Annotated in this window: 23 protein-coding genes; 13 read left to right on the forward strand and 10 right to left on the reverse strand. The window is 73.5% G+C overall.

Features of this window, described 5'->3' with window-relative positions; genetic code table 11:
* The first annotated feature begins 287 nt into the window (after positions 1 to 287).
* The 3 genes from ACZ56V_RS29460 (at position 288) to ACZ56V_RS29470 (ending at position 2,308) form a co-directional block, all read left to right on the forward strand.
* On the forward strand, positions 288 to 668 hold the full coding sequence (locus ACZ56V_RS29460) for an STAS domain-containing protein (RefSeq protein WP_104636406.1): 381 nt from the start codon (positions 288 to 290) through the stop codon (positions 666 to 668).
* A gap of 153 nt (positions 669 to 821) precedes the next feature.
* Positions 822 to 1,334, forward strand: coding sequence for a calcium binding protein CalD (calD, locus tag ACZ56V_RS29465; protein ID WP_356359407.1), 513 nt, complete (start codon positions 822 to 824; stop codon positions 1,332 to 1,334).
* A gap of 494 nt (positions 1,335 to 1,828) precedes the next feature.
* Entirely contained in the window at positions 1,829 to 2,308 is a 480-nt protein-coding gene (locus ACZ56V_RS29470) for an ATP-binding protein (protein WP_398914703.1), read from the forward strand.
* Positions 2,309 to 2,611: 303 nt separating this feature from the next.
* Here the strand turns inward: ACZ56V_RS29470 and ACZ56V_RS29475 are convergent, their stop codons facing one another.
* Positions 2,612 to 3,637, reverse strand: coding sequence for a GlxA family transcriptional regulator (locus tag ACZ56V_RS29475; protein ID WP_398914668.1), 1,026 nt, complete (start codon positions 3,635 to 3,637; stop codon positions 2,612 to 2,614).
* 71 nt (positions 3,638 to 3,708) lie between these two features.
* On the opposite strand from ACZ56V_RS29475, the gene ACZ56V_RS29480 reads away from it, so the two are divergent.
* Positions 3,709 to 5,016: an MFS transporter gene (locus tag ACZ56V_RS29480; protein WP_468946422.1), complete on the forward strand. Its 1,308-nt coding sequence runs from the start codon at positions 3,709 to 3,711 to the stop codon at positions 5,014 to 5,016.
* Between the two features lie 21 nt (positions 5,017 to 5,037).
* Positions 5,038 to 5,931 carry a hypothetical protein gene (locus tag ACZ56V_RS29485; protein ID WP_468946424.1) on the forward strand — a complete coding sequence of 298 codons (894 nt, stop codon included), beginning with the start codon at positions 5,038 to 5,040 and terminating at the stop codon, positions 5,929 to 5,931.
* Here the strand turns inward: ACZ56V_RS29485 and ACZ56V_RS29490 are convergent.
* Positions 5,928 to 7,133, reverse strand: coding sequence for a flavin-containing monooxygenase (locus ACZ56V_RS29490; protein WP_468946427.1), 1,206 nt, complete (start codon positions 7,131 to 7,133; stop codon positions 5,928 to 5,930). The genes ACZ56V_RS29485 and ACZ56V_RS29490 overlap by 4 nt on opposite strands.
* A 99-nt stretch (positions 7,134 to 7,232) precedes the next feature.
* Between ACZ56V_RS29490 and ACZ56V_RS29495 the strand changes: the two genes are divergently transcribed.
* Positions 7,233 to 7,850 (forward strand): GNAT family N-acetyltransferase, encoded by a 618-nt coding sequence (locus ACZ56V_RS29495; protein ID WP_468946429.1) that lies wholly within the window; start codon positions 7,233 to 7,235, stop codon positions 7,848 to 7,850.
* A 7-nt stretch (positions 7,851 to 7,857) separates the two neighbouring features.
* Here ACZ56V_RS29495 and ACZ56V_RS29500 read toward each other — a convergent pair whose 3' ends face one another.
* The 3 genes from ACZ56V_RS29500 to ACZ56V_RS29510 form a co-directional block, all read right to left on the reverse strand.
* The gene (locus ACZ56V_RS29500) at positions 7,858 to 8,526 is read right to left on the reverse strand and encodes a pyridoxine/pyridoxamine 5'-phosphate oxidase (protein ID WP_468946432.1); all 669 of its coding nucleotides are present in this window, start codon (positions 8,524 to 8,526) and stop codon (positions 7,858 to 7,860) included.
* Between the two features lie 35 nt (positions 8,527 to 8,561).
* Positions 8,562 to 8,987, reverse strand: coding sequence for a pyridoxamine 5'-phosphate oxidase family protein (locus tag ACZ56V_RS29505; RefSeq protein ID WP_468946435.1), 426 nt, complete (start codon positions 8,985 to 8,987; stop codon positions 8,562 to 8,564).
* 297 nt (positions 8,988 to 9,284) lie between these two features.
* A complete protein-coding gene (locus tag ACZ56V_RS29510) occupies positions 9,285 to 9,920 on the reverse strand; it encodes a TetR family transcriptional regulator (protein ID WP_104636391.1) in 636 nt (211 codons plus the stop codon).
* Positions 9,921 to 10,054: 134 nt separating this feature from the next.
* Between ACZ56V_RS29510 and kbpA the strand changes: the two genes are divergently transcribed.
* The 4 genes from kbpA to ACZ56V_RS29530 all read left to right on the forward strand — a co-directional run bounded on the left by kbpA (position 10,055) and on the right by ACZ56V_RS29530 (position 14,976).
* The gene (gene kbpA / locus ACZ56V_RS29515) at positions 10,055 to 10,855 is read left to right on the forward strand and encodes an AfsK-binding protein KbpA (RefSeq protein ID WP_468946438.1); all 801 of its coding nucleotides are present in this window, start codon (positions 10,055 to 10,057) and stop codon (positions 10,853 to 10,855) included.
* Positions 10,856 to 11,072: 217 nt separating this feature from the next.
* Entirely contained in the window at positions 11,073 to 13,463 is a 2,391-nt protein-coding gene (afsK, locus tag ACZ56V_RS29520; RefSeq protein ID WP_468946441.1) for a protein serine/threonine kinase AfsK, read from the forward strand.
* A gap of 80 nt (positions 13,464 to 13,543) precedes the next feature.
* Positions 13,544 to 14,098 (forward strand): hypothetical protein, encoded by a 555-nt coding sequence (locus tag ACZ56V_RS29525; protein WP_398918535.1) that lies wholly within the window; start codon positions 13,544 to 13,546, stop codon positions 14,096 to 14,098.
* Positions 14,095 to 14,976: an aminoglycoside phosphotransferase family protein gene (locus ACZ56V_RS29530; RefSeq protein WP_398918537.1), complete on the forward strand. Its 882-nt coding sequence runs from the start codon at positions 14,095 to 14,097 to the stop codon at positions 14,974 to 14,976. The genes ACZ56V_RS29525 and ACZ56V_RS29530 overlap by 4 nt, the downstream gene beginning before the upstream one ends.
* A 69-nt stretch (positions 14,977 to 15,045) precedes the next feature.
* Here the strand turns inward: ACZ56V_RS29530 and afsS are convergent, their stop codons facing one another.
* The 4 genes from afsS to ACZ56V_RS29550 form a co-directional block, all read right to left on the reverse strand.
* Positions 15,046 to 15,234: a regulatory protein AfsS gene (gene afsS, locus ACZ56V_RS29535; protein ID WP_356359383.1), complete on the reverse strand. Its 189-nt coding sequence runs from the start codon at positions 15,232 to 15,234 to the stop codon at positions 15,046 to 15,048.
* Positions 15,235 to 15,436: 202 nt separating this feature from the next.
* Positions 15,437 to 18,409, reverse strand: coding sequence for an SARP-family global regulator AfsR (gene afsR, locus ACZ56V_RS29540; RefSeq protein ID WP_467379588.1), 2,973 nt, complete (start codon positions 18,407 to 18,409; stop codon positions 15,437 to 15,439).
* A 102-nt stretch (positions 18,410 to 18,511) separates the two neighbouring features.
* Positions 18,512 to 18,922 carry a nitroreductase/quinone reductase family protein gene (locus tag ACZ56V_RS29545; RefSeq protein ID WP_398918543.1) on the reverse strand — a complete coding sequence of 137 codons (411 nt, stop codon included), beginning with the start codon at positions 18,920 to 18,922 and terminating at the stop codon, positions 18,512 to 18,514.
* A 76-nt stretch (positions 18,923 to 18,998) separates the two neighbouring features.
* Positions 18,999 to 20,531 (reverse strand): CehA/McbA family metallohydrolase, encoded by a 1,533-nt coding sequence (locus ACZ56V_RS29550; RefSeq protein WP_468946447.1) that lies wholly within the window; start codon positions 20,529 to 20,531, stop codon positions 18,999 to 19,001.
* 200 nt (positions 20,532 to 20,731) lie between these two features.
* Here ACZ56V_RS29550 and ACZ56V_RS29555 point away from each other — a divergent pair, with 200 nt between their 5' ends.
* Both ACZ56V_RS29555 and ACZ56V_RS29560 read left to right on the forward strand, forming a co-directional pair.
* Positions 20,732 to 23,335, forward strand: a complete 2,604-nt coding sequence (locus tag ACZ56V_RS29555; protein ID WP_468946450.1) for a bifunctional FO biosynthesis protein CofGH — start codon at positions 20,732 to 20,734, stop codon at positions 23,333 to 23,335.
* Positions 23,336 to 23,440: 105 nt separating this feature from the next.
* Positions 23,441 to 24,004 carry a hypothetical protein gene (locus ACZ56V_RS29560; protein ID WP_398918547.1) on the forward strand — a complete coding sequence of 188 codons (564 nt, stop codon included), beginning with the start codon at positions 23,441 to 23,443 and terminating at the stop codon, positions 24,002 to 24,004.
* Positions 24,005 to 24,023: 19 nt separating this feature from the next.
* Here ACZ56V_RS29560 and ACZ56V_RS29565 read toward each other — a convergent pair whose 3' ends face one another.
* On the reverse strand, positions 24,024 to 24,533 hold the full coding sequence (locus ACZ56V_RS29565) for a DUF2165 domain-containing protein (protein WP_398918549.1): 510 nt from the start codon (positions 24,531 to 24,533) through the stop codon (positions 24,024 to 24,026).
* Between the two features lie 239 nt (positions 24,534 to 24,772).
* On the opposite strand from ACZ56V_RS29565, the gene ACZ56V_RS29570 reads away from it, so the two are divergent.
* Positions 24,773 to 25,888, forward strand: a complete 1,116-nt coding sequence (locus ACZ56V_RS29570) for an ADP-ribosylglycohydrolase family protein (RefSeq protein ID WP_398918551.1) — start codon at positions 24,773 to 24,775, stop codon at positions 25,886 to 25,888.
* Positions 25,889 to 25,919 lie beyond the last annotated feature (31 nt).

A 25,919-nucleotide genomic window follows, 5' to 3' on the forward strand; every position in this document is an offset into this window, starting at 1 on the left:
CTCTCCCCGAATGTAGTCGGCACGTCCGACAGCGCACGCCCCTTTGTTCCAATGCGCGCCCCCGGTCGGCCGGAGGTGATATGCGCCTCGACTACCCTCTATCGTGCGACCGAATTCGATCGAACAGGATCGAAAGCGTCTGGAACAAGCCACTTTCGACCGGTCGCCGTTTCCGCCGCGGCGTTTGCGGGAACGGCCGGTGGGCAGGCGCGCCGCCAAGAAGCGTAAGTACGGCTTCCGTTTCGGGCGAATCCCGGAAGTTCCAGACGTTCCGACGGATGAAGGGCATGGTGGTGACGTTCAACGTGACCGGCGGCGAGCGGGGCCAGTGGGCCGTGCTCCAGGTGTCGGGCGAACTGGACCTGGTGACGTCACCGGTGCTGCGGCAGCGTGTGCACGACGAGGTCGCGGAGGGGCGGCACAGCCTCGTCCTGGACCTCTCCGACGTCCTGTTCTGCGATTCCAGCGGGGTCGGCGTCCTCATCGCGTCGCGGCGGCTCATCCGCTCCTGCCAGGGCAGGCTGCGCCTGATACTGCCCGCCCAGGGCGCCGTCGACGGCTCGCACGTCAACCGCGTCCTCGGCGCGCTGGGCGTGCGCCGGCTCTTCGAGTGCCACCCCGACCTCGCCTCGGCGACCGGGGACGAGCCGCGGCCCCTGTCCGCGTAGGCCGCGCGGCGGCAGCGGCAGCGGCGACAACGAGGGCAGCGGCACGGCGCGTCGCGGCCCATCGCGGCAAGTCCCGTCCGCGGCGGCGCCCGCCGACGTACGCTCCCGGCGAGACGTACCCCGAACACCGACGTGAGGCGGCCGGAGAGAACCATGGTCAACAGCGAGTACGAGCGCAGGATCGCCGCGCGGTTCACCACCTTCGACCAGGACGGCAACGGCCACATCGACCGTTCCGACTTCAGCGGGGCGGCCAAGGCCCTGCTCGCCGAGTTCGGCGTCGCCGCCCGCTCCGACAGGGGGCAGGCCCTGTACGGCGGAGCCGAGGCGCTCTGGCAGGGCCTGGCCGGCATCGCCGACCGGGACGGCGACCAGCGCATCACCCGCGAGGAATTCGTCACCGGAGCGGTCAAGCGGCTGCGGGACAAGCCGGACCGGTTCGCCGAGATCGCCCGCCCCTTCCTGCACGCCGCACTCGCCGTCGCCGACACCGACGGTGACGGAGCGGCCACCGTCGCGGACACCGCGCGGGCGCTGACCGCGTTCGGCGTGCCTGAGGACCTGGCCGGGCCGGCCGCGGCCGCGCTCGACACGGACGGCGACGGCAAGGTCGGGGAGGCGGAGATCGTCCCGGCCTTCGCCCGCTACTTCACCGTGCCCGAGTAGCTCGTACCGGAGGAGCACGCGCCCGGATGCCGCGGATCGTGGCAGAAAGGCATCACGGAGCGTTGATACCGGGTTGTGTCCGCCGAGTGGTCCGTCACGGCCCGGAGTCGGTGCCACACTCCGGTACCTTGTGGGGGATGCGAGTGGTCCCGAGCGCCAGCCGTGCCGGAGTTGCCCCTGGGGCGGCTCCGGAACCGGCGGTGTGCGCCTTGCCGCGCAGGGTGCGACGGCCGTCGGCCACCGCCTGTTCGACTCCCCGGAAAGCGCGTCGCACAGTATGCCGCACGCGTACTCCTTCGCGCTGGAATATGCCCGAAGCGCTTGTTGGCGTGACTGTACGTCAACCATGCTGTCCCGCAGGGGATTCACGGTCCGTGATCCCTGCCCCGGCCGTTGTTCTGGCCATGCTGGAAATGGCTACGATCGTGGCCCTCATGAGGCGCGAGCCTTTGTGTCCGCCGGTTCGGATGGTGTGAGCGGTGCAGGTGCTTCAAGTGCAGCTGGAGGTCCGTCCAGACCCCTCGGAAGTGGGGCGTGCCCGGCGTTGGGCGCGTTCACGGCTCGCCGGTTCGGGGATACGGGCCGATGAACCACTCGCGGAGACGCTGGTCCTGCTCGTCTCCGAACTCGTCACCAACGCCGTGGTGCACACCGGGCGTTCGGCGGTACTGCGGCTGGTGCTGCCGGGCGCGGTGACCGAGGAGACCGAGGAGGCCACCGTCCGCCTCGAAGTGGAGGACGCCAGCGACCGTGCCCCCGTGCCCCGTTGTGCGGGCGGCGAGGCGACGGGCGGCCGGGGCCTCGCCCTCGTGGACGGCCTCGCCGACCGCTGGGGCTGGAGCCGGGAGGGCACCGGCAAGCGCATCTGGTGCGAACTGGACCGGTGCGCCGCGGGCGAGGAGACCCCGCCGGCCTGCGCGAGCGGTGGCGGCGCGGTGGCGGCGTACGAGGGATTCGCGTACGAAGTGGTGTAACGGCCGTGCGCCGGGGTGTGCTTCCGTGCGCGTCCCGGCGAAACGGGACGCACGTGGGGAAACTCCCCTTGCCGGTTGACGGATCGTGACCGCTTCCTCACGCTTGTAGGCAACGATTCGCCGCGAGGGGACGACGAGGGCTCGGTGACGGAGCCCTCGACGAGCGTGGGTCGTGTCGGCGGCGGTTCCCTCGGGGGTGACGGGAGCCGGGCGGGAGCGCCGGAGTCGGGCGGCGGCGCGGGATGCCGTGCTCGGGGCGGACAACGCCGCGCCGCCGGCCGACGAGTTCGGGACGGACCCCGATCATTCTCCACAGGCTGTGGACAACTCCGCGCGGAACGTCCGCCGGTACCCCGTCGGCGTGACCCCGAGCACCGCCTGCAGGTGCTGCCGCATCGACTGGGCCGTGCCGAACCCCGCGTCCCGGGCGATCTGGTCGATGGAGAGCGCGGTGGACTCCAGCAGGTGCCGGGCCCGTTCGACGCGCTGCCGGGTGAGCCACTGGCCGGGACTGACGCCGACCTCCTCGCGGAACCGGCGGGTGAAGGTCCGTACCGACATCGACTCCTGCGCGGCCATGTCCCGCAGCTGGATCGGCTCGTGCAGGCGGCCCAGCGCCCAGGCGCGGGCCCCCGTCGTGGACGCCTGCTGCGGATCCGGCACCGGCCGCTCGATGTACTGCGCCTGTCCGCCGTCCCGGTGCGGCGGTACGACGGTGCGGCGGGCCACCTCGTTGGCGACGGCGGTGCCGTGGTCCCGGCGCACGATGTGCACGCACAGGTCGATCCCGGCCGCGACCCCGGCCGAGGTGAGCACGTCGCCGTCGTCGACGAACAGCACGTCGGCGTCGACCCTCACCCGCGGGAACAGCCGCTGGAAGTGCTCGGCGGAGGCCCAGTGCGTGGTCGCCGGGCGGCCGTCCAGATACCCGGCGGCGGCCAGCACGAACCCGCCCGTGCAGATCGCGACGAGCCGGGTGCCGGGCCGCACCAGGGCCAGCGCGGCGGCCAGTTCCCCGGTCAGCACGCCCTCCTCGTAGACGGGGCCCAGCTCGTAGGAGGCGGGGACCACGACCGTGTCGGCGGCGGCCAGGGCCTCGGGGCCGTTCCCGACCAGGATCTCGAAGTCGGCGTCCGTGGCGACCGGACCCGGCGGGCGGACCGAGCAGGTGACGACCTCGTACAGCCGGTGCCCGTGCTCGTCGCGGGCCAGGCCGAAGATGCGCTGCGCGATGCCCAGTTCGAAGGGGAGCAGGCCGTCGAGGGCGAGCACGACAACGCGGTGCGGGCGGTCGGCGGTGCGGGGAGCGCCGGGGGTGTCTGAGGCCATGGCCCGATCCTAGCGAACGCTGTCCTTCGGGCCACTGGATCGACGGCGGTCCCGCTCGGAGACTCTGTGACGTGACCCAGACAACCGACGCCGCCGCAGTGACCGAGGACCAGCGGGAGCCGGCCCGCCGCAGGCGCGTGCACCGCGCCTGGTGGGTCGCCGCCGTCACCTTCGTGACGATCATCGGCGCCGCCGCCTTCCGCTCCCTGCCCGGCATCCTCATCGACCCGCTCCACCAGGAGTTCGGCTGGTCGCGCGGCACGATCGGCGCCGCCGTCTCCGTGAACCTCGCCCTCTACGGCCTGACCGCGCCCTTCGCCGCCGCGCTGATGGACCGCTTCGGCATCCGGCGGGTCGTCGCCGTCGCCCTGCTGGTGATCGCGGTCGGCTCCGGTCTGACCGTGTGGATGGACTCCGCCTGGCAGCTCATCCTGTGCTGGGGCCTGCTGGTCGGCCTCGGCTCCGGCTCCATGGCCCTGGCCTTCGCCGCCACCGTCACCAACCGCTGGTTCACCGAGCGGCGCGGCCTGGTCACCGGCGTCCTCACCGCCGCCTCCGCCTCCGGCCAGCTGATCTTCCTGCCCCTGCTGTCCTGGATCGTCGAGACGTACGACTGGCGCCCGGCGGCCGTCACCGTCGCCCTCGCCGCCCTGGCCGTCGTCCCCTTCGTCTGGCTCCTCCTGCGCGACCACCCGGCCGACGTCGGCCAGAAGCCGTACGGCGCCCAGGAGTTCGTACCCAAGCCCGCGCCCGTCCCCGGCGCCGCCCGCCGCACCCTCGCGGTCCTGTTCTCCGCCGTCCGCACCGGCCCGTTCTGGCTGCTGGCCGGCAGCTTCGCGATCTGCGGCGCCTCCACCAACGGCCTGATCCAGACCCACTTCGTGCCCGCCGCCCACGACCACGGCATGCCGATCACCGCCGCGGCCTCGCTGCTCGCCGTCATCGGCGTCTTCGACGTGGCCGGCACGATCGCCTCCGGCTGGTTCACCGACCGCTTCGAACCGCGCCGCCTGCTCGCCGTCTACTACGCCCTGCGCGGCGTGTCCCTCCTCTTCCTCCCCATGCTGCTCGCGCCGAGCGTCCATCCGCCGATGGTCTTCTTCATCGTCTTCTACGGCCTCGACTGGGTCGCCACCGTCCCGCCCACCCTCGCCCTGTGCCGCGAGCACTACGGCGACGACAGCGCGATCGTCTTCGGCTGGGTGCTGGCCTCGCACCAGGTGGGCGCCGCCCTCGTCGCCTTCCTCGGCGGCGTGGCCCGCGACCACTTCGGCTCCTACGACGTGGTGTGGGTCGCCTCCGGGGCGCTGTGCGCGGCGGCGGCCCTGATGGCGCTGGTGATCCGGCGGCGCCCGGCTCCGGTGGCGGCCCTGTCATGAGCGAGTCGTAAGCTCCCGGGCATGGGGTGGGGAAGGACGGGGAAGCTCGGCGGGGGCAAGCGGCCCGCCCGGCCGAACGACGACTGGAACCGGGCGATCGCGCTGTGCGCGGGGCAGGTGCCGCTGGTGTGGCTGGTGTGGTGGTTCGCCATGGAGGCGGGCCGGGACGACTACGGCTACGGGGGCGGCGGCTACCTGGGCGTCTGCTGCGTGCCGCTGATCCTGCCGTTCGTCGGCCTCCTCCACGCGGCCGTGCAGATCGCACCCGCCGCGGCCCTGGCCCGCCTGCGGCCCCGCGCCGCCCCCGGCCCCGAGTGGGTCTGGCACCTGGCCGGGTCGGTAGTGATCGGCGCCGGCTGGTCGGTGCTGGGAAGCGTGCTGTGGGGGTGGCCGGTCGACGATTCCCTCCCGTGGTTCGCCGGGGTCGGCGTCCTGCCGGTGCTGGTCCTCCACTCCCTGCGCGGACGACCGTGGTCAGGAGGCGGCGTCTGGCTCCGTTCGGCGGGAGCGAGCCTCGTCCTCCTCGTGGTGTGCGGAGCGTCGGCGGCCTCCCTGGCCGACGAGTACGAACCCCCGCGGCTGTCCGCAGGGCAGCTCGCCGGGGAGTGGCGGGGCGATGACGGGGCCGTACTGCGGCTCGCCCCGGGCGGGCGGGCCGAGCTGGCCCGGGTCCCGGCCCAGTCCGGCGTCGAGGATGCGGGCGACTTCTCCGTGTGCGACGGGACCGGCAGGTGGACGCTCGAAGGGGACTACGAGTTCATGGACACCGACCGTGACGGCGTCCTCCTGCGTATCGACGGCGAGTGCGGCGGGCAGACGTACTGGACGATCGGCGGCACCGAACGGGACCCCGAGCTGTTCGTGCGGTTCGGCGACCCGGACGCCGGTGACCTGAAGATCCTCACCCGCGACTAGCCCGGCAGCCGCGACACGCGGCCCGCCTCCCGCTTCGCCACCGCTCCGGCGATCCGGCCGGCGTCGATCGCCAGTTCGCGCAGCATCCCGCTGATCGGGTTGGTGAACCCGGTGAAGTACAGGCCGGGCGCGGCGGCCGGGGTGCGTCCCCCGTGCGCGACCGGGCGCCCGGTGCCGTCGAGGACGCCGAGGTGTCCGACCAGGCCCTCCAGCCCCCGCCGGTACCCCGTGGCCGCGATCACCGCGTCGGGGGCGACGCGGGTGCCGTCGGCCAGCAGGACCTTGCCGTCCTCGAAGCCCTCCACCGCGGCGACGACCTCCACCCGGCCGGAGCGCACCGCGTCGATCAGGCCAACGTCCTGCACCGGGATGGCACCCGCGGCCACCCGGCTGTAGAGCCCGGTGTCCGGGCGCGGCAGCCCCTGGGCCGACAGGTCGGGCACGCTGATCCGGGCCAGCGGCCTCGCCAGCCGGTCCACCAGCGCGACCGGCAGCCGCCGGCACAGGATGCCGGTGTACTGGGCGGCCCACCCGGCGGTCGAGCGGCGGACGATGTGCGGCGCCGTGCGCACGGCGAGCCGGACCCGGGCGGCCCCGCCCTCCACCAGGTCCACGGCGATCTCGGCGCCGGTGTTGCCCACCCCGACCACCAGGACGTCCCGGCCCGCGTACGGGGCCGGGGAGCGGTACTCGGCGGCGTGCCGGAACGCGCCGGTGTAGGTGTCCCGGCCGGGCCAGTCCGGCACGCGCGGGGTGTGGTTGTAACCGGTGGCGACCACCACCGCGGCGCCGGTCAGCTCCCGGCCCCCGGAGGCGCGCAGCAGCCAGCCGGTCCCGTCGGGGGTGCGCTCGACGCGGGAGACCTCGACGCCGGTGACGATCTCCAGCTGGTGGTACTCGGCGTACTTCTCCAGGTACCGCACCACGTCGTCCCGGGCCACCCACCGGCCGAAGCGGCGCGGCATCGGCAGGCCGGGCAGCGCCGACAGGCGGCGGGTGGTGTGCAGTCGCAGCCGGTCGTAGTGCCGCCGCCAGGAGGAGCCGACGCCCTCGGCCCGTTCCAGGATTACGGCCCGCAGACCGCGGGCGCGCAGCGCCTGGGCGACGGCGAGACCGCCGGGACCGGCGCCTATGACGTACACGGGCAGGCCCGCGGGGTGGGCGGGCCGCTGCGGTTCAGCGGACACGGTGGAGTCGGCCATGCGGCGAGCGTAATCGCGCCCCCGCTTGATGGGTCTCGGTCAAGACCGGAATCGGTTGCGGATCGGTCACGACCGGGACGGGTCCGCTTGAATGGCCGGATGGCCCACACACGCATGTACACCCTCGACGCGTCCCTCGCCCACTCCGAACCCCGCGGTCACGGACTGCGCCTGCGCGCCTGGGACGCCGCCTCGGACGCCGACGCGGAGACGTGGCTGCGCGGCTGCCTGGACCCCGAGTTCCAGCGCTGGAACACGCCGCTCAAGCTGTGGACCGACCTCGCCGGGGCCCGCGAGTCGCTGCGGGGACGGGCGCGGGACGCGGCGGACGGCAGGTCGGCGTCGTTCCGGATCACCGACGACGAGAGCGGTACGACGCTGGGGCACATCGGTCTGAACGAGATCAGCCGGCAGATGAAGGTGGCCCGGGTCGGCTACTGGGTGCTCCCCGAGGCCCGCGGCCGGGGCGTCGCCACCCGGGCCCTGCTCCTCGCCTCCAGCTGGGCCTACGCCGAACTCGGCCTGCATCGACTGGAACTGGGCCACGCCGTGGGCCACGACGCCTCCTGCCGGGTCGCCGAGCGCAGCGGCTACCGCGCCGAGGGGACCCTGCGTGAGGCGATGTTCGCGGCCGGCCGGCACGACGCGTTCCGGGACGTGCACCTGCACGCGCGCCTGGCGACGGACGAGGAGCCGACGCCGCCCGGCGCGCGGTGAGCGCGGTTCACGGCCACAGCAGCCGCCGGTCCCAGCCGCCGTCCTCCGTCCGCCGGTAGGCCAGCCGTACGTGGCGCCGACGGGCCTCGCCCTGGAAGAACTCCACCTCGTCGGGGCGCAGCCGGTACAGCGTCCAGGACGCCACCGGGGCATCCGGCTCCCGCTCGGCCCGCTCCCAGGCCGCCTGGGAGGCGCGGGCCAGTTCGTCCGACGAGCCCAGCTCCGCGCTCTGCCGGCCGGTGAGCGCGGCGGCCAGGGCGCCGGTCGACCGCGCGTGCAGGTCGGCCCGCGCCTCCTCGGCCGGGGCGGCGGCGACCGGTCCGCGCAGCCGCACCTGGCGGCCCAGCACCGGCCAGTAGAAGACGAGGGCGGCGTACGGGCGGGCGGCGAGGTGGCGGCCCTTGCGGCTGTCGGCGTGGGTGGCGAAGGCCCAGCCGTCCGCGTCCGCGCCGTGCAGCATCACGACGCGCGCGTCCGGCAGGCCCTCGGCGTCCGCCGTCGCCAGCGACACCGTGTGCGGCTCGCGTTCACCGGTCGCGACCGCCTCGGCGAACCACCGGGTGAACAGCTCCAGCGGGTCGCCGGGCGCGCCGGCCGGGTCGAGGGACGGCAGTTCGGTGACCGCGGGGTCCCACACCCGCAGCGACCTCAGCAGTTCGTGAAGATCGGTTCCCATACCCCGATTGTCGTGCGGTCAGGGGCGCCGGGGCGTCATACGGAGCCGAGATCGGAGGAGACCCAGCGTTCGGGGCGCATCCGGACGACGACCTGCTCGCCGTGGTTCGCCGAGGCGAAGGCGACGTAGCCGTCGACCTTCTCCGCCGGGAGATAGCGCGCGGAGATCTCCCGCAGCTGCTCCTCCGTCGCGGGGACCGTCTCGACGACCGGACCCTCCACCGACACGTAGCGGATGGTGGGCTCCAGCCGGTCGACCATCAGTGAGAACCGGCCCGCCTTGCTGATCAGCTCGTTCTTGCGGCTGTCGAGGCCCGTCATGATCCACACCTCGCCGCCGGGCTCGTACTGGTACCAGATCGGCACGGTCAGCGGGGCACGGCCCGCGCCCGCGTCGACCGCGAGCGCGGCGATGTGCGGCTCGGCCAGGAACGTCTCACGCTCTTCGCGGGTCAGGGCCACGGCGGTCTCCTCCAGCGGATGCGGATGCTGTGCGGGTCGGTTCTGGATGCTGAACACAACGTCGGCCGGGTGGACGGCTGTTCCCCGGCCGAGGCCGTCGCGAGGCTGAACTTCGAGGCGCTGGACGTCGTGCCGGAGCGGCCGGAGGGCCGGGGCACGGTCGCCGAGTTCGAGCGGGCGGCCGACGGGGCGGCAAAGGTCTGGAGGGCTGCTGGAGACCGGGAGACCCGGAGATCTGCTCAAGTGCGGCGGGCGGCGACGCGGCGGAGCGGAGATGACAGGCTGCCGCGCGGCGAACTACTTGGTGGGCTTCTTTCCGGTGATGCCGAGATACGTCAACAGGGCGAGATGCGGCTTGAGTTCCGCCTGTTTCACACCCCAGGAGGAGAAGCCCTTCTGGTGCGAGGCGGCGGCCGCGAGCATGACGACCAGTGATCCGGCGATCGCCGCCGGGTTCACGTCCTTGTCGACCTTGCCCTTTGCCTGGAGATCGGCGACGGAATCCGAGAGGGAGGAATTCACCGAGTTAAGGATCTTCATGCGGATTTTGGCGAATCGCTTGTCGCCCTCCGCCGCACCGAGATCGATCACGCGCAGAATCGCGTCGTTCTTCCGCCAGAACTCCAGGAATCCGTCGACGAGTTCCTGTGCCGTCTGCCAGCCGGCCTTGCCGACCCACGAACGGCCCGCCGTCAGCTCGGCCAGCGAGGAACTCTCGGCGGCCATGCGTTCGGCGATCTCCAGGACGGCACCTTCGACGTCCGGGAAGTACTGGTAGAAGGTCGCGGGCGAGGTGCCCGCCTTGCGTGCGACATCGATGACTTTGACATCGCGATAGGGGGAGGAGCTGAGCATTTCGCTGAGGCAGTCGAGCAGTTTCTGCCGGGTCGCCTGCCCACGTCGACCGGCCACGCGGCCGTCGACGGTACGCACTTGTCCTGTCATGCCGTCAGCTTACCGACGGGTGATCCGAGCGCGATTCGGCCGACTGCAAATGGGGTGTGAGCGCGGAGAGAGGCTGGTGTGCCTGGTCTGCGCGGTGCGGGCGACGCGGTTACTTTGACGGCATGGCCGAAAACGGGGCATTCGAGAAGAGGTCGCCGAAGTCGTCGGACCGTCCGTCCGCCCGCCGGGAGGGAATCCCCTGCTGGGTGGACGCACAGCTCTCCGACGTCGAGGCGGGCAGGCGTTTCTACGGCGGGCTGTTCGGCTGGACCTTCCAGGAGGAAGAGGAAGAGGAGGGGGAGACCGGGGAGAACCCCTACCGGGCGGCGGGGAAGTCCGTACGGGCGTGCCTGGACGGGGAGCCGGTCGCCGCGCTGGTCCGCAAGACGGACGGCCGGATGCCCACCGTGTGGTCCGTGTACTTCCACACCCCGGACGCCGCCGCGCTCGCCGCGCGGATCCGGGCGGGCGGCGGTCAGGTCGTCATCCCGCCGCACCCGGTCGGCGACCTGGGCACCGCCGCCCTCGCCGCCGACCCCGACGGTGCGGTCTTCGGGCTCTGGCAGCCGGGCCGCCGTACCGGCTTCGGGCGCCGGCACGAGCCGGGCACCTTCGCCTGGGCCGAGCTGTACACCCGGGACACGGAGGCTGCCAACGCCTTCTACGGCGACCTGTTCCACGACGCGCTCTTCGGCCCGGACGCGTCCCCGGACTTCGGCCGCGCCCGGGTCTCGGACGTCTTCCCCGCCGAGATGCCGCCGCACTTCCTCGTCCACTTCCTGGTCGAGGACGTGGACGCCGCCCTCGCCGCGGTGACCCGGCGCGGCGGACGGGTGCGGGTGCCGCCCTTCGGGACGTCGTACGGGCGGGTGGCGGTGGTCTCGGACGACCAGGGGGCGTCGTTCGCGCTGCTGCGACGCTGAGCGGCGGCCGCGAGCCCGAACGGGGGCGGGAACGGTCTCGTGAGGGTTCTTTGCCCGGAATCAGGCTAGACACCCCGATTGTCGCCAGGTTCGCCACCAGCGCCTCGGACAGGAAGAATCGGGGTGCGTGGCGCCACGGAGGTGCGGTGGTGAGACGCTGCACTTCGGTCGCGTACATATGTGGGTGGCGCGGCCCGTACGGGGAGGTGGCAGGCAAGTGGTGGATCAGCTGACGCAGCACGATCCGCGGCGGATCGGGCCGTTCGAGGTGCTGGGCCGGCTCGGCGCCGGCGGCATGGGGCTGGTCTATCTCGCGCGCTCGGCGTCCGGGCGGCGCGTGGCGATCAAGACGGTGCGCACGGAACTGGCGGAGGACCAGCTGTTCCGCGTCCGCTTCACCCGCGAGGTCGAGGCGGCCCGCGCGGTCTCCGGCTTCTACACGGCGGCCGTGGTCGACGCCGACCCCCGCGCCGCGGTGCCGTGGCTGGCCACGGCCTACGTGCCCGCACCCTCCCTCGAGGAGATAGTGAACGAGTGCGGGCCGCTGCCGGCCCAGGCGGTGCGCTGGCTGGCCGCCGGTGTCGCGGAGGCGCTCCAGTCGATCCACGGCGCGGGCCTGGTCCACCGCGACCTGAAGCCCTCCAACGTCCTCGTCGTCGAGGACGGCCCCCGCGTGATCGACTTCGGTATCGCGTCCGGCGTTTCGAACACCCGTCTGACCATGACGAACGTCGCCGTCGGCACCCCCGCCTACATGTCCCCGGAGCAGGCCAAGGACTCCCGCAGCGTCACCGGGGCCAGCGACGTGTTCTCGCTCGGCTCGATGTTGGTCTTCGCCGCCACCGGACACCCGCCCTTCCACGGTGCCAACCCGGTCGAGACGGTCTTCATGCTGCTGCGCGAGGGCCCCGACCTGGAGGGCCTGCCCGACGAGCTGCGTCCGCTCATCGAGTCCTGCATGCAGATGGAGGCCACCGGCCGCCCCAACCCGGCCGACCTCCAGTCCCAGCTCGCCCCGCACCTCTTCGGCTCCGGCTCCGACGACAGCGGTACGGCGTCGGCGTGGCTGCCCGAACGGGCCGTGGGCCTCATCGAGGGACGCCGCAACGGCCGCCCCGCGGTCAAGCCCGCCACCACGGGCGGCGGCCGCGGCCCGGGCCCGTCCGGCGCCCGCGCCCCCGTCCACGCGCCGCCGCCCCCGCCCGCGCACGACCCCGTCGTACCGGCGCCGCCCGCGCACGGTCCGGCGGTGCCCGCTCCCGTCGGCGCCCCCGACGGCGGGCCGGTCCGGCTGCCCGGCGCGGCGGTGCCCATCGGCCCCGGCCCGCGCGTCGCCGACATGCGCGTCGCCGCCGTCGCCGCGCCCCCGCCGGAGTCCGCCCTCGCCGCCTCCTGGTCCCGCCCGCGCCCCGGCGTCAACGGCGCCGACCCCGCCGTACCGGCCCCGTCGTCCCCGGCGCCCCCGGAGGCCTCGCCGGCCGGGTGGCGCCCCTGGCGGTTCCGGATGTCCAACGACGTCTGGGGCACGCCGCGGGTCGCCGAGGACCTGGTCTACGTCACCTCCTTCGAGGTGCACGCCCTGGACGTGGGCACCGGACGGCGCCGCTTCAAGACCCGGGACGTCGCCTGGTCGATGGCGGTCGCGGACCGCCGCATCCACGCCTCCGACGGACCCACCCTCTTCGCCCTGGACGCCCGCGAGGGCGCCGACCTCTGGCGCGTCCAGACGGACGCCTGGGTGTACTCGCTCCAGGCCGACCGCGGCACCGTCCTCACGGCCACCCGCGGCGGCGGCGTCCAGGCCTGGGAGGCGTCGGGCGGGCAGAAGCTGTGGGAGGTCACCGGCGCCCAGAGCGACTTCGAGTCCGCAGAGGCGGGCGCCGCGCTGCACGACGGCACGGCCTACGTCTGGCAGGACGCCCGCCTGCGCGCCCTGGACGCCCGTACCGGCGAGGAGAGATGGTCGTACCCGATCGGCGACGCGGCCTCCTGCGGCGGCGTCCCGGTCCGCCTCGGCCACGCCGCCGACGGCTATGTGTACGTCGCGGCCGGCACCCGGGTCCTCGCCCTGGAGGTCGCCTCCGGCCACGTCCGCTGGCACTTCGAGGCCCCGGCGGTCTTCCTGGCCCCGCCCACCTTCGTGCCGGGCCCGGCCGTGACCGGCGGCGGCGTCTACCTGGCCGACTACCTCGGCACCGTCTACGCCCTCGACGCCACCGACGGCCGCGACCGCTGGCGCATCGCGACCGAGGCCCGCTCCTCGACCGACCCGGTCCTGGTCGCCGCCGGACACGTCCACGTGGGCAGCGGCAAGGGCCTCTACACGCTGGACGCGGTCACCGGCACCCCCAAGTGGCGCTTCCAGGCGGGCGGCGACATCGTGGGCGCGCCCGCGGTCGCCGAGGGCCGCATCCACTTCGGCTCGACGGACCACCTGCTCTACACGCTGAAGGCCGACGACGGCCGCCTGCGCTGGAAGCTCGCCACCGGCGGCGAGATCACCGGCTCCCCGGTCGTCCGCGACGGCATCGTGTACGCGTGCAGCAAGGACCGCTGCGTGTACGCCCTGGATGCGGAGAAGGGCACGGGGACGGCTCGTACGACGTGAGCGTGGCGCGGCCGTACGGCGTGAGGGGCCGTGCCCGGCCGGTGACGTGTCCGTGACATCCGCGCACTAGCGTGATCTTCATGACGACACGGGGGCGAGCACTCAGGTTCACGGCGATCTCGGCACTGGTGGTCCTCAGCCTGACCGGCTTCTCGACCGGCCGCCACGGCCACGGTCACGGCGGCGACGGGGGCGGCGGCTGCAGCAGCTCCGGCCAGGACCACGACACCTCGTCGTCCACGTCGGGCGGCGGCGACGCCTACAAGGACGACGACGACACGTACGGCACCGGCGGCAGCGGCTACCACGACTACGACGACGACACCTACGGCGACGACACGGGCAGCGGCGGCACCGGCGGCAGCGCCGAGGCCGAGGCGGCCGTCCTGAACCTGGTCACCTGCGTCAGGGAGGACCAGCCGTGGTCCACCGTCGAGGTCACCAACCCGAACGCCACCGCGTACACGTTCGCCGTCACGGTCCTCTTCAAGGACGCGGGCGGCACGACGATCGACGAAGGCACCGAGGAGGTCACCGTCCCCGCGGACGGTACGGCCGCGGTCCGCGTCCCCTACGACGGCTCCGCCGACCCGGACCACTGCGAGCTGGACCACACCGTGGCGGCACCGCTGTGACCCCGGCGAACCCCGGTCCGCGCATCGACGCGACGCTGGTCGGGCGACTGCTCCACGCGCAGTTCCCGCAGTGGTCGGACCTCCCGCTCGAACCGGTCGACCCGGCCGGTTCCGACCACGTGATCCACCGGCTCGGCGACGAACTGGCCGTCCGGCTGCCCCGCCACGCGGGCGCCGTCGGGCAGGCCGCGAAGGAGTTCCGGTGGCTTCCCCGGCTCGCCCCGCACCTTCCCCTGGCCGTCCCGGTGCCCGTGGCGGTCGGCGAGCCCGGCCTCGGGTATCCGTGGCCCTGGGCGGTGTCCCGCTGGCTGGACGGCGAGGTGGCGACCGTGGCGGCGCTCGGCGACTCTGCCGACGCCGCCGTGGAACTGGCCGGATTCCTGACCGCCCTGCAGCGGTTCGAAGCCCCCGCGGGCCGCACCGGGGACGACCTCACCGGCCGCCCCCTGTCCGAGCGGGACCGCGCGACGCGGGAGGCGATCGCCCACACCGACGGCGAGTTCAACGCCAAGGCCCTCACGGACCTGTGGAACGAGGCGATGGCCGCCCCCGGTTGGGACCGGCCCCCGGTCTGGTTCCACGGCGACTTCCACACCGGGAACGTGCTGACCGTCGACGGCCGCCCCAGCGCCGTCATCGACTTCGAGGGGCTCGGCCGGGGCGACCCGGCCCGCGACCTGGTGATCGCCTTCACCCTGCTGTCGCCCGCGACTCGTGCCGTCTTCCGCGACGCGCTCGGCGTGGACGACGCCACCTGGACGCGGGGCCGGGGCTGGGCCCTGGCCACCGGCCTGAACGCCCACGTCGCCCACGCCGCCGCCGATCGCCGGGTCGCCGCGCAGACCACCCGGCAGATCACCCAGGCCCTCCTCGGCTGACGCCGGACACACCTCGGCCGCGGCGGCTCCCCTCCGCGCCGCCGCGGCCGATCCCCGCTGGGATGAGGTCTACTTGCCGTCCAGCCCCAGGGCCGGCGGAGCGGGCGCGTGGTTGTCCAGGGTGACGATCGTGTCGTCCGCGGGCGGAGTGGGTGCGTGGTTGTCGAGGGTGACGATCGTGTCGTCCGCGGGCGGAGTGGGTGCGTGGTTGTCCAGCGTGGTGATCTCTTCGCCCTGCTTCGTCTCGGCGTCGCTCATGCTGCGAGGTCTCCCCGTGTTCGAGTGGCTGTTCCGGCCGCCCTTGCCCGGCAACTCCCCCGAGTATTGCCGGGCAAGGGCCCTGTGGACCCCCACCCTAGGTGGTGAGTCCCGGCAACCCGTCTGCCCCCCGTCGCGACGGATTGGTGCGCTCAGCCTGGCAGCGAGGCATAAACGTTCGATGAACGCCCAGGAGAGGACCTCAGGCCGCGGCCGCGGGGGCGAGCAGCGCTCGGACGCCTTCGGACTCCGGGGCGCCGGTCTGCTCGTAGAGGGACAGCGCCTCTCGCCAGCAGGCGCACGCACGGTCCACCTGGCCCAACGCGTCGAGGGACTGGCCGAGGGTGGTCAGGACGTTGGCCCTCATCCGGTCGCCTCCGATGCAGCCGACTGCGAGTGCCTGCTCGGCGTGCTGGGCGGCCTTGGCCGGCAGGCGCGCGGCGAAGTAGGCCTGCGCGATGCGGAAATGGGTGGTGCCCTCCCAGAGCCGCTGCCGATTTACCTGGAACATGCCCAGTGCTTCGGTCAGTTCGTCCAGTGCCTCGGTCTCGCGACCGGCGGACGTGAAGGCCAGGCCGAGGGCGTATCTGGCGTTGGCGAGGCGCAGGGTCAGGCCCAGCCGGTCGTAGATCCGGATGCCCTCCTGGGCGAGCCTGACCGCTTTGGAGGTGTTCCCCATGGCGAGATGGACGCGGGAGAGGTTGCACAGGGCACTGGCCTCAAGCGGAGCGTTTCCGTCGTCCCGCGATCCTTCGATGGCGGTGAGCAGGTGCTTCTCGGCGTCCTCGTTGCGTCCTTGGATCAGAGCGATGATTCCGCGGTCGTTGCTGGCCCAGTAGAGCGGGATGAGGTCCCCCACGGAATCCGCGAGCCGGATCGCCCGCCTCGCCTCGTCCTCGGCGTCGTCGTACCGGCCCGCCACCAGATGGACGTTGATGAGTGCCGTACGGGCCCGGCCCTCTGCCCGCGGGTCCCCTGCCGCCCGAGCAGCGTCCCTGGCCGCGAGCGCGGCGGATTCGTACTGCTTCGAGTTCGCCCCCGACTCTCCCAGGTCCTTCGCGGCCCACATCAGGTCCACGCCGCGGCGAAGGCGGCCGGTGCCGAGGGCCTGCCGTGCGCAGGACAGGAGACAGTTCGCCTCGGAGTACAGCCAGTCGAGGGCGACCTGCCGGTCGCCGAATCCCAGCCCCGCGTACTGCGTCGGCTCCAGGTGATCGACAAGTCGGTCACCCGGCCGCTCGATGGCGAAAACCCCCGCCGCCGTCGCCAGGTAGAAGTCCAGCAGCCGGGACAGCGCCGCCTCCCGCTCGCTCGGCGGGTCCTCGTCCCGTTCCGCGCACGCACGCGCGTAGAGGCGGACCAGGTCGTGGAAGCGGTAGCGGCCCGGCGCCGCCGATTCGAGCAGCGAGGTGTCCACCAGGGACTCCAGGAGGTCCTCCGTGTCCTCCACCGGGAGGTCCAGGACCGCCGCCGCCGCGGCCAGGGAGATGTCCGGGCCGTCGGCCAGGCCCAGCAGGCGGAACGCGCGGGCCTGGGCCGGTTCCAGCTGGCCGTAGCCCAGTTCGAAGGTGGCCTCGACCGCCTGGTCGCCCGCCTGCAGCTCGTCCAGCCGGCGGCGTTCGTCCGCCAGCTTCGCGGCCAGCACCGAGACGGTCCAGGTGCGGCGGGCGGCCAGCCGGGACGCGGCGATGCGGATCGCCAACGGCAGGAAGCCGCACGCGCCGACCACGTCCAGCGCCGCCTCCCGCTCCGAGGCGACCCGCTCCTCGCCCACGATCTTCGTGAAGAGGGCCAGCGCCTCCTCGGGCGACATCACGTCCAGGTCGACCAGGTGCGCCCCGGCGAGGTCCACCATCCGCACCCGTGCCGTCACCAGCGCGGCGCAGCCGTCCGTGCCGGGCAGCAGCGGCCGTACCTGGGCGGCGTCGCGGGCGTTGTCCAGCAGGACCAGGACGCGGCGGCCGTCCAGGACGGAGCGGTAGAGGGCGGCGCGCTCCTCCAGGGAGTCGGGGATGGCCGAGTCGGCCGTGCCCAGGGCCCGCAGGAAGGAGCCGAGCACCGCCTCCGGCTCCGCGGGCCGCGCGCCCGCGCCCTGGAGGTCGACGTACAGCTGCCCGTCCGGGAAGGCGGCCCGCGCCTCGTGGGCGACGTGCACGGCGAGGGTCGTCTTGCCGACGCCGCCGATGCCGGCCAGCGCCGAGACCGCCATCACGCGGCCCCTCGCCGGCCCCCCGGACGCCGCGGACAGTACGCCGCTCAGCTCACGGACGAAGGCCGCGCGGCCGGTGAAGTCGGACACCGTCGCCGGGAGTTGCGCCGGACGGACCGTCGCCGTCGCCGTCTCCGCGGCCGGGGCCGAGGGCTCGGCCAGGCCCGGGTCGGCCCGGAGGATGCGCTGCTGGAGTTCCTGGAGGCCGGGGCGCGGGTCGACGCCCAGCTCCTCGGAGAGCAGGCGGCGGGTGTCCGCGTAGACGGCGAGGGCCTCCGCCTGGCGGCCGCTGCGGTACAGGGCCAGCATCAGCAGCTCGCGCAGGCGTTCGCGCAGCGGGTGGGCCGCCGTCAGCGCCGTCAGCTCCGATACCGCCTCGGCGTGGCAGCCCTGTTCGAGGTCCATGTCGAGGCGGGCCTCCAGGAGTTGGAGCCGCCATTCGTCGAGCCGGACGCGCTGCGTCTGGGCGTAGGGCCCCGGCACCCCGGCCAGCACCTCGCCGTCCCACAGGGCCAGCGCGCGGCGCAGCAGGTCACGGGCGTGGCAGAGGTCCCCGGCGGCCCTGGCCTTCTCGGCCCGGGCGGCCAGTTCCTGGGCCGCGGCCAGGTCCAACGCCCCCTCGGCCAGGCCCCGTACGGCGTACCCGCCCGACTCGCTGACCAGCACGCCCGGGTCGAGGACCTTCCGCAGCCGGGACGCGTAGGTGCGCACCGCCGCCAGCGCCTGCGACGGCGGTTCCTCGCCCCACAGGGCGTCGATCAGCTCGGCCGCCGTGGCCGTACGGCCCTCGCGCAGCAGCAGGGCGGCCAGCAGCGCGCGCTGCTGGGGGGAGCCGGTGGCCAACGTCTCCCCGCCCCGCCAGGCGCGCACCGGTCCGAGCACACCGAAGCGCAGCGCGCCCGATTCCTCCTCTTCCGCCGGGAATCCGGGACGCCGCTGCTCCGGAACCCGCGGTCCACCGTCCATGCCGTCCCCCTAGACATCCTGAGCAACCACGTCAGTTTGCCTTGTTCATGCCGACCACGTCAGCCGTGGGAGACGCCGATCACAGGTTCTTCATGAGCTTCCCTACCCCTGCCCCTCCAGCTCCACCCGTACCGTCAGATGCCCCGTTCCGACGCCCATCGCCCGTACCGCCATGCTGTTGAGGCGGGGGAGGCGGCGCAGCCGGGCCAGTGGGTCGTCGTCGGGAAGGAGGTGGGCTGTGCCCGGGTACCAGCGGCCCCGGATGCGCACCCGTACGCGCGGGTCGGCCCGGATGTTGCGGATGTACTGCGAGCGCTCGCCGAACTCCGAGACCAGCCAGAACGAGTCGCCCTCCCGGCGGCCGCCGACCGGTGTGCGGCGGGGGAGACCGGAGACGCGGCCGGTGGTCTCCAGGAGGGTCTGGCCGGGCAGCCGGCGCACGACGGCGTTCAGCCGGCGCTGGAAGGCCGTGACGGTCCGGTACTTCCGCTCGGGGTTCGGCGGTTTCGGCATCGTGGGTCCGCGCTCCGTCTCGCTCGGGGGCTCCGCGGTCGGTCCGGGAGCCCCGGTGGTCCGGTGTTCCTGGAGACTAACTCCCCAGGAACACAGGGTTGGTGAACGCCGCCAGCGCGCCCGGCACCGGGCCCGCCGCCGCCTCGTGCCGCACCTCCGCCCGTACGTAGGCCGCGTACGAGGCGGTCGTGCGCCACTCCACCACGCCCGCGCCGGACACCGGCAGCGGACCGCCGGTGAACAGCACGCCCTGGTCCGTGACGAGGCGCACCGTGCAGCGCGGGGCGCCCGTCACCTCCAGGCGGACGGTGACCGGGGTGTCGGCGGCCACGCGCAGCCGCTCGCCGATCCCGGCGTGTTCGCCCCGGCCGCCGGACGCGGTGAAGGACAGGGACACCTTGGAGGACTCGGCCACGTACGACCGGCCCGCCCGGATGCCCTCCTGGATCGCCTCGCGGGTCAGGTCGTCGGCGAGGACGACGGTCTGCGGGCGGCCGATCACGTCGGGGGAGCGGTGGGAGTCGCTGCTGCCCATCGCCGGGATCCAGTCCCGCCGCCCGTCGCGCACCGAGGCGACCAGCATGCCGTCCCAGTCGGCCAGCGCCACCTCGTCGTCGGGCGTGTAGGCGCCGTTCCACACCTCGACCGCGTCCGCCTCCCCGAACCCGAACTTCCAGTTGCAGCCGATGCAGGTGGCGTGCGGGTGGGCCGGCACGACCAGGCCCCCGGCGCGGCGGATCTGCCGGGCGAAGCGGCCGAAGCGGTTGTCGCGGGCCCGGTAGCGCCAGTCGACGAAGGTGCCGGGGTCGGTGCCGAGGGCGACGACGTGGCCGTTGCGGGTCGTCACCTCCTCGCCGAGCAGGATCAGCAGGTCGTCCCCGGCGAGGCCGGCCCAGTGCGCGTGCGCCGAGTGCGTGTTGTGCTCGGAGGAGTTGATGAAGTCCAGGCCGGCCGCCCGCGCCAGCTCCGCGATCTCGGCGAGGGTGTAGCGGCCGTCGGAGTACTCGGAGTGCAGGTGGCAGTCGCCCCGGTACCAGGCCCGGCCCCGCCCCCTGGCCCGCTCGGGCGGGTAGACCGGCCGCGGGGCGTCGTCCTGCTCGCCGTAGGTCAGCGTGATCGTGATCTCGTACGACAGGCCCTGCGGGGCCACCGTGTACGGGCCGAGCGCGATGTGCCAGGTGCCCGCCCGCACCGGTCCCGGGACATAGCCGGGGGTGGCCTCGTCCGCGCGGACGAAGAACTCCGTGCGCGCCCCGCCCGACCAGCCGCGGAAGCCCCGGCCGCCCAGCTCGGTGCCGCGCTCGTCGAAGAGGCCGATGTCGAGCGCGTTGCCCTGGGTGCCGGCCGGGACGGCGGGGCGGTCGTAGGTGTAGGCGACGTGGATCTCGCGCACGCCCCGGGGGACTTCGACCGGGACGTACACGAAGTCGGGGGAGCCGGGCGGCAGGGTGCCGCGCACGGTTCTGGTCCGCTGTTCCCGGGGGGCGGCCGAGGCGAAGCTCACGCTTCCCAAGGTAAGCGCGGCGGCGGCTCCCGTCGCGAACACCGCGCGTCTGCCGATCCCGGCGCGGTCGTGCCCGTGGTCGTGCCCGTTGTCGTCCTCGCACATGCTGCTGCTCCCAGTGTCGTCGGTGACATGACATCGGTGACATGACATCGGTGGTGCAGGGGGTGGTGCGTGCAACCCTCGTATTGAGCCGTGAACTCCCGGGCAAGGAAAGGGGTTCGGCGCGTAGAGGGCCGGGAACCGTGCGGTGGGCGGCCGTGACGGGACACCCGGCTTGATCACGGCGCTCGTATGCTCGAAGGATGACGACTTCCGCGACCTCCGGAACCGGACCCGCCGACCCCACCGGCCCCACCGAGAACTCCATGCGTCGCGCCCTCAAACGCGCCCGGGACGGCGTCGCCCTCGACGTGTCCGAGACCGCCGTGCTGCTCCAGGCGCGCGGCGAGCACCTCGACGCCCTCACCGCGTCCGCCGCCCGGGTCCGGGACGCGGGCCTGGAGGCGGCCGGGCGGCCCGGGGTCATCACCTACTCGAAGAGCGTCTTCGTCCCGCTGACCCGGCTGTGCCGGGACAAGTGCCACTACTGCACCTTCGTCACCGTCCCCGGCAAGCTGCGGCGGGCGGGCCACGGGATGTTCATGTCGCCGGACGAGGTGCTCGACATCGCGCGCAAGGGCGCGGCCCTCGGCTGCAAGGAAGCCCTCATCACGCTCGGCGACAAGCCCGAGGAGCGCTGGCCGGAGGCCAGGGAGTGGCTGGACGCGCACGGGTACGACGACACGATCGCCTACGTCCGCGCGATCTCGATCCGCATCCTGGAGGAGACGGGGCTGCTCCCGCACCTCAACCCGGGCGTCCTGACCTGGACGGACTTCCAGCGGCTCAAGCCCGTCGCGCCGTCCATGGGCATGATGCTGGAAACCACCGCGACCCGCCTGTGGTCCGAGCCCGGCGGCCCGCACCACGGCTCCCCGGACAAGGAGCCCGCCGTACGCCTGCGCGTCCTGGAGGACGCCGGGCGCTCCTCGGTCCCCTTCACCTCCGGCATCCTCATCGGCATCGGCGAGACCTACGAGGAGCGGGCCGAGTCCCTGTTCGCCCTGCGCAAGGTCTCCCGCGCCTACCACGGCGTCCAGGAACTGATCATCCAGAACTTCCGCGCCAAGCCCGACACCGCGATGCGCGGCATGCCGGACGCGGAACTGGACGAGCTGGTCGCCACGGTCGCCGTCGCCCGGCACATCATGGGCCCGTCCGCCTGCCTCCAGGCCCCGCCGAACCTGGTGGACGCGGAGTACGAGCGGCTGATCGGCGCCGGCATCGACGACTGGGGCGGGGTCTCCCCGCTCACCATCGACCACGTCAACCCCGAGCGCCCCTGGCCGCAGATCGAGGAACTCGCCGCGAAGTCCCGGGCAGCCGGGTTCGAGCTGCGGGAACGTCTCTGCGTGTACCCGGAGTTCGTCCGGCGCGGCGAGCCCTGGCTGGACCCGCGGCTGCGCCCGCACGTGGCGGCCCTCGCCGACCCGGAGACCGGCCTGGCCCGCGAGGACGCGGTGGTCGAGGGGCACGCGTGGCAGGAGCCGGACGAGGCGTTCGCCGCCACCGGCCGCACCGATCTGCACGCCACCATCGACACCGAGGGCCGTACGTCGGACCGCCGCGACGACTTCGACGAGGTGTACGGCGACTGGGGCGCCCTGCGCGAGGCCGCCGCCCCCGGCATGGCGCCCGAGCGCATCGACACCGACGTGCGGGCGGCGCTGGCCACGGCGGCCGACGACCCCACGAAGCTGACGGACGACGAGGCCCTCGCCCTGCTGCACGCCGACGGCCCGGCGCTGGACGCCCTGTGCTCCGTCGCCGACGACGTGCGCAAGTCGGTGGTCGGCGACGACGTCACGTACATCGTCACCCGCAACATCAACTTCACCAACGTCTGCTACACCGGCTGCCGCTTCTGCGCCTTCGCCCAGCGCCGCACGGACGCCGACGCCTACACGCTCTCCCTGGACCAGGTCGCCGACCGCGCCCAACAGGCCTGGGAGGTGGGCGCGGTGGAGGTCTGCATGCAGGGCGGCATCCACCCCGACCTGCCCGGCACGGCGTACTTCGACATCGCGCGGGCGGTCAAGGAGCGCGTGCCCGGCATGCACGTGCACGCCTTCTCGCCGATGGAGGTCGTCAACGGCGCGACCCGCACCGGGATGTCGATCCGCGAGTGGCTGGGCGCGGCCAAGGAGGCGGGCCTGGACTCGATCCCGGGCACGGCGGCCGAGATCCTCGACGACGAGGTCCGCTGGATCCTCACCAAGGGCAAGCTGCCGACGGCCACCTGGATCGAGGTGATCGAGACGGCCCACGAGCTGGGCATCCGGTCCAGCTCCACGATGATGTACGGCCACGTCGACCAGCCCCGCCACTGGCTGGGCCACCTGCGCACCCTCGCCGGGATCCAGCAGCGCACGGGCGGCTTCACGGAGTTCGTGACGCTCCCCTTCATCCACACCAACGCGCCGGTGTACCTGGCGGGCATCGCCCGGCCCGGCCCCACCCTCCGGGACAACCGCGCGGTGACGGCGATGGCCCGCCTCCTCCTGCACCCGCACATCCCCAACATCCAGACAAGCTGGGTGAAACTGGGCACGGAGGGTGCGGCCGAAATGCTCCGCTCCGGCGCCAACGACCTGGGCGGCACCCTCATGGAGGAGACGATCTCCCGCATGGCCGGCTCGTCCTACGGGTCGTACAAGTCCGTCAAGGACCTGATCGCGGTCGCGGACGCGGCGGGCCGCCCGGCGAAGCCGCGCACCACGCTCTACGGCCCGGTGCCCGAGGAGCGGCAGCGCGCGGCGCGGGACTCGGACGGGCACCTGCCTCAGCTGCTGCCGGTGCTGGACTGAGGAGCGGTGGGCGCGGGCGCGCGCTTCGGGGGTGCGGCGGACGCGCAGTACGATGATCGGGCCCCCGGTGTGTCGGGGTTCTCGTAGCTGAGGAGATGCGTGCCCGTGCCTGCCCGACTTCCCTCATGGGCGTGGGTCTCCGGTCTGACCGTGGGCGCGATCGCGGCGGTGACCGTCCTGGCCGTGCAGGCGGACCAGGGGCCCCACCCCACCGCCGTGGCGACGAAGCCGAAGCCGTCGGCGTCGGCGGACGCGCACCCCACGCCGAAGGAGACCGCGCCCGCCCCGGTACCGGAGGGCTCCGGCACCGGACGGCGTGTCGTCTACTCGGTCGGCCAGGACCGGGTGTGGCTGGTCGACGCCAGCGACGCCACCCGGCGGTCCTTCAAGGTCTGGCCGGGCACGGTCGACCCCGACCCCGGCAAGTACAGCGTCGGCACCCGCCGCCAGGACCCGACGACCGGCTCCGACGGGGTGCGGATCGAGCAGATCCTGTACTTCACCCAGGAGGACGGCGTCTGGGTCGCCTTCTCCAACGCCGTGGACGGCTCCTCCCCGCCGCCGCCCGCCGACGGCGCCAAGACGGGCGGCATACGGCTGCCCAAGGCGGACGGCGACGCGCTCTGGGATTTCGGCACGTCGGGCACGACGGTCACCGTGGTCGCCTAGGTCACTGTGGTCGCGTAGGTCACTGTGGTCTCGTGGCCTCCGCCTCCCCGGACGGCAGGTGCGCCACGATCAGCACGACGCCGCTGAAGAGGAGCACCCGGGTCGCCGCGTCCAGCCCGTTCCAGTCCTCCGACTGCCACATCGCAAACCACTCCCCGCCGATCGCGAGGAACCCGGCCCCGAACAACAGCATCAGCATGAGCGTGCCGTACGTGGTGAAACGCCGTGCGGGAGCGTGCTGTCGGCGTATCCAGAGCCAGGTCGCCCAGATCAGCACGAGCGCGGCCGCGGTCTCCCACACGATGATCGCCACGTAGGCGGTGTCCTGGAGACCCTTGCTCGTGATCGCCCGCCACATCAGGTCGTCGTCCTTGAACGTCGTGTCCATCGCGAGGACGTGCCGCACGTACTGCTGGTTGTTGTCGAAGTCGGTGATGTTCCCGAGGGCGACGAGGGCGATGTAGAGGGCGAGGACCGCGGTGAGCACGGTGGAGGCGAGTAACAGGGTGCTGCGGGGGTTCTTGGTCATGGCAGCACTATCCCCAAGCCCGGAACCCCGCGAGTAGGTAGGGTCCGCGAACGTGATCTCTTCGAAGCGTTCCGGGCTCCCCTCCCGTGGCGGGGGAGCCCTTCGCGGCCGCCCGCCCGTGCCGCGCGGTGTGTGCCGGCTCGTGAACGTTTCCACACGGTTCCGGCCCTGACCGACCACTTCCGTTCGCATACAGTGCTGGACGTCGTACATACGGACAGTGCCGAGGGGGGGTCCAGGTGGGCGGGACAGCCGGCGCCGTCTGGGGGCGTGCCGAGCAGCAGGACTTCCGCAGCCGGGTGCGCGGGACGCTGCTCGGCGCGGCCGTCGGGGACGCCCTCGGCGCACCCGTCGCCGGGCTCGGCCTCGACGCGATCCGGGAGGCGCACGGCGCGGAGGGACTGTCCGACCTCGCCGCCGCCTACGGGAGGCGCGGTGCCGTCACCCACCTCACCCAGCTCACCCTGTTCTCCGTGGACGGGCTGATCCGCGCCCAGGTACGGCGGGACACCGGCGCCTGGCACCCGCCGACCGACCTGCACCGGGCCTACCGGCGCTGGGCCGCCACCCAGCGCGACTGGGGCCCCGACCTGCGGCGCAAGGACGACGGCTGGCTGGCCCACGAGGAGTGGCTGTACGTCCGCCGGGACCCGCCGCGTGCGCTGCTGCTCGGCCTCGGCGACGAGACGATGGGCACCCCCGAGTCGCCCAAGAACCCCGGCGAGCGCGGCCCCGAGGCGGCCGCCCGCTCGGCGCCGTTCGGGCTCCTGGTCGGCTGGGAGCCGCAGCTGGTCGCCCAGCTCGCCGTGGAGTGCGCGGCGCAGACCCACGGCCACCCCACCGGCTACCTGGCGGCGGGCGCGTACGCCGTGATCGTGCACGGGCTGGCGCGCGGTGAGAGCCTGGACGCCGCCGTGCAGCGGGCCCTGGCGCTGCTCGTCGCCCGGCCGGGACACGAGCCCGTGACGGACGCCCTGCAGCACGCCCTCGGCGCGGTACGGCAGGGGCTGCCGGTCCCGGACCGGGTGACCGGGCTGATCGGCGCGGGTACGGCGGAGGGCCTGGTCGCCGCCGCCGTGTACTGCGCCCTCGTCGGCGAGGACGTACGGCACGGGCTGCGGCTCGCCGTCAACCACGACGGCCCCTCGGCCGCGGCCGGCGCCCTGACCGGCGGCCTGCTCGGCGCCCTGCACGGCGAGACGGCCCTGCCCCCGGCCTGGCTGGCCGAACTGGAGGGCCGCCCGACCCTCCTGGAACTGGCCGACGACTTCGCCATGGAGATGACCCAGGGCCCCGCCCTGCACGGCCCGGCGGGCTCGTCCCCCGGGTGGCTGAGGCGGTACCCGCGGGCGTAGGCCCCACGAAGACCCCGGCGGCGACGGTCAG

It is taken from the genome of Streptomyces sp. NPDC034099 (assembly GCF_055575415.1).

Bases quoted from the DNA above. Each gene is read 5' to 3' on its own strand.
- ACZ56V_RS29565 (WP_398918549.1), bottom strand. From the start codon at position 24,533: ATGACCAAGAACCCCCGCAGCACCCTGTTACTCGCCTCCACCGTGCTC.
- ACZ56V_RS29460 (WP_104636406.1), top strand. From the start codon at position 288: ATGGTGGTGACGTTCAACGTGACCGGCGGCGAGCGGGGCCAGTGGGCC.
- ACZ56V_RS29490 (WP_468946427.1), bottom strand. From the start codon at position 7,133: ATGGCCGACTCCACCGTGTCCGCTGAACCGCAGCGGCCCGCCCACCCC.
- ACZ56V_RS29475 (WP_398914668.1), bottom strand. From the start codon at position 3,637: ATGGCCTCAGACACCCCCGGCGCTCCCCGCACCGCCGACCGCCCGCAC.
- ACZ56V_RS29485 (WP_468946424.1), top strand. From the start codon at position 5,038: ATGGGGTGGGGAAGGACGGGGAAGCTCGGCGGGGGCAAGCGGCCCGCC.
- ACZ56V_RS29525 (WP_398918535.1), top strand. From the start codon at position 13,544: ATGACGACACGGGGGCGAGCACTCAGGTTCACGGCGATCTCGGCACTG.
- ACZ56V_RS29555 (WP_468946450.1), top strand. From the start codon at position 20,732: ATGACGACTTCCGCGACCTCCGGAACCGGACCCGCCGACCCCACCGGC.
- ACZ56V_RS29500 (WP_468946432.1), bottom strand. From the start codon at position 8,526: ATGGGAACCGATCTTCACGAACTGCTGAGGTCGCTGCGGGTGTGGGAC.
- ACZ56V_RS29545 (WP_398918543.1), bottom strand. From the start codon at position 18,922: ATGCCGAAACCGCCGAACCCCGAGCGGAAGTACCGGACCGTCACGGCC.
- calD (WP_356359407.1), top strand. From the start codon at position 822: ATGGTCAACAGCGAGTACGAGCGCAGGATCGCCGCGCGGTTCACCACC.
- ACZ56V_RS29495 (WP_468946429.1), top strand. From the start codon at position 7,233: ATGGCCCACACACGCATGTACACCCTCGACGCGTCCCTCGCCCACTCC.
- ACZ56V_RS29550 (WP_468946447.1), bottom strand. From the start codon at position 20,531: ATGTGCGAGGACGACAACGGGCACGACCACGGGCACGACCGCGCCGGG.
- afsS (WP_356359383.1), bottom strand. From the start codon at position 15,234: ATGAGCGACGCCGAGACGAAGCAGGGCGAAGAGATCACCACGCTGGAC.
- kbpA (WP_468946438.1), top strand. From the start codon at position 10,055: ATGGCCGAAAACGGGGCATTCGAGAAGAGGTCGCCGAAGTCGTCGGAC.
- afsR (WP_467379588.1), bottom strand. From the start codon at position 18,409: ATGGACGGTGGACCGCGGGTTCCGGAGCAGCGGCGTCCCGGATTCCCG.